The organism is Archangium sp. (assembly GCF_036389735.1).
GTDB lineage: Bacteria > Myxococcota > Myxococcia > Myxococcales > Myxococcaceae > Archangium.
This window is the reverse complement of record NZ_DASVWK010001148.1, coordinates 1-2,223: the sequence shown is the minus strand read 5'-3', so window position 1 is coordinate 2,223 and position 2,223 is coordinate 1. Positions and strand designations below refer to the sequence as shown.

The following is a 2,223-nucleotide window of genomic DNA, read 5'->3' as shown; positions in this document are numbered from 1 at the left end:
GGCGCGGACTGCTTCGGGTAGCCGATGGCACCTCCACGTTGCCTCTGACCGGCCCCGGGGCCGCCCCTGGGCTCGGGTGTCAGCCGTCGCCGCCCCTCGGGGAGGATTGGCGGCGTGGTGGAGGCGGGCGCGCCCTCCCGTGGTGTGGGGTACCCGGAGGGGGCGGAGGCGCTCCGCCGCGCGCTGGGCTCCGGCGCCCAGCTCCTCGACCCCGTGCGAGGGGTGACGCTCGTCGCGGAGTGGGATGCGTGCTGGCTGAATGGGACGCGGATCGACAGCCTCGACCGATGGGCGCCCATCGTGGCGGCAGGGCGGCTCGGCGAGGTGGATGGCGCCTTCACCCTCGCGTGGCTCCACGAGGGTGAGGTCCGGCTCGCCCGCGATGCCATCGGCGAGCGGACGCTCTACTACGCGCAGGTGGCCGGAGGACTGCTCTTCGCGTCGACGCTGCACGCGTTGCTCGCCAGTGGCCGCGTGCCTCCCCGGCTGAACCTCGCGGGCATCGGGTCGTACCTCAGCTACGCCTATGTCCCCGGCGAGGAGACGCTGGTGGAGGGCATCCGGGAGGTGCTGCCGGGCGAGGTGCTGTGCTTCCCCCTCGCGGGCGGGGCCCCGCGCCGGGAGCGCTTCTGGTCACTGCCCGCCGAGCTGGAGGCCGGCGCTCCACTGTCGGCGGAGCAGGAGGAGGCCCTGCGCCTGCGGCTGCGCGCCGAGCTGGAGGGGGCTGTCTCTCGCCGGCTCCCCGAGAGCGGGCCGGTGGGCGCGTCCCTGTCCGGTGGCCTCGATTCGAGCCTGGTGGTCGCGCTGGCCAGGCGGCTGCACCGCGAGGAGGTCTTCACGTACTCGGTCTCGTTCGGGGACGAGTACCGCAACGAGCTGCCGTGGAGCTCGCTGGTGGCCCAGCACTGCGGCACCACGCACCGCATCGTCGAGCTGTCCCCGGCGGTCATCCTCCGATACCTCGACGAGACGATCGCGCTGCACTCGGACCCGATTGGAGATCCGCTCACCGTCCCCAACGCCCTCCTCTTCCGGGAGGCCACGGCCGAGGTGGGGGTGCTGCTCAACGGCGAGGGGGGAGACCCGTGCTTCGGTGGGCCGAAGAACCTGCCCATGCTGCTCTCCCAGCTCTACGGTGAGGGAGTGCCGGGCGCGGACGACGCGCCGAACGCACGCGAGCGCAGCTACCTGCGCGCCCACCAGAAGTGCTTCGATGATTTCGGGGAGGCGCTGTCTCCGAGGATGCGGGAGGCCCTGGCGAGTCAGCCGTTGGAGGCCTTCCTCGCGCCGCGCTTCGCGGATCCGCGCTGGAGCACCTTCGTGGGCAAGCTGATGGCGCTCAACCTCTCGTTGAAGGGGGCCCACCACATCCTGCACAAGGTGGAGGAGGTGAGCTTCCCCTTCGGCATGGCGCCTCGCGCGCCGCTGTTCGATCGCCGGGTGGTGGAGGTGGCCTTCGCCATTCCTCCACGGCTCAAGCTGCGGGGCTCGGTGGAGAAGTACCTCCTCAAGCAGGCCGTCGCGGACATCCTTCCGCGAGAGATCATCGAGCGCCCCAAGAGCGGCATGCTGGTGCCGGTGGAGGGGTGGTTCCAGAAGCCGCTGCTGCCCGAGGCGCAGGCGCGCCTGCTGGATGGGTTGTCGCGGTGGGACCTGTTCGACCGCAAGTGGCTGGAGCGGCTCCTGGCCGGCAAGCTGGGCGGGCTCCGCCCACGTCACGGCGCGAAGATCTGGCTGCTGGTCACGCTGGAGGCGTGGCTGCGGGCGGTGCTGGGGCCTCGCTAGGCTTTTTCAGACGCCCCGTTTTTCACACGGCTTCAGGTATGCTGTAGCAGCCCTGACCAAGATCATTTCGCGACTTTGAACGTTCGTGTGAGGGAGGCAATGAGTGACGCGACGGCGTGAATTCGGAGGTGTTTTCGAGGTGCTTGAAGCGCTGGAACTAACCAAGCTTTCCTCTAAGGACTTCTTAGGGATGAACAGCACTCTCAGAGCCATCACCGAGAGCACCCAGTCTATGAGCGAACTCTACGGCGGCTTTGGAGGGATGAACAGCACGCTCAGAGCCATCACCGAGAATACTCGGTCCATGAACGCGCTGTACGACAGCTTCGGAGGGATGAACAGCACGCTCAGAGCCATCACCGAGAGTACCCGGTCCATGAACGCGCTGTACGACAGCTTCGGAGGGATGAACAGCACGCTCAGAGCCATCACCGAGAG

At 68.6% G+C, this 2,223-nt stretch carries 2 protein-coding genes; both read left to right on the top strand.

Annotated elements, in window-relative coordinates:
• Nucleotides 1–114: 114 nt before the first annotated feature.
• Entirely contained in the window at nucleotides 115–1,785 is a 1,671-nt protein-coding gene (locus VF794_RS41345) for an asparagine synthetase B family protein (protein ID WP_331119511.1), read from the top strand.
• A gap of 103 nt (nucleotides 1,786–1,888) precedes the next feature.
• Nucleotides 1,889–2,223: hypothetical protein (locus tag VF794_RS41340; protein WP_331119509.1), on the top strand; the 335-nt coding region annotated here is incomplete at its 3' end.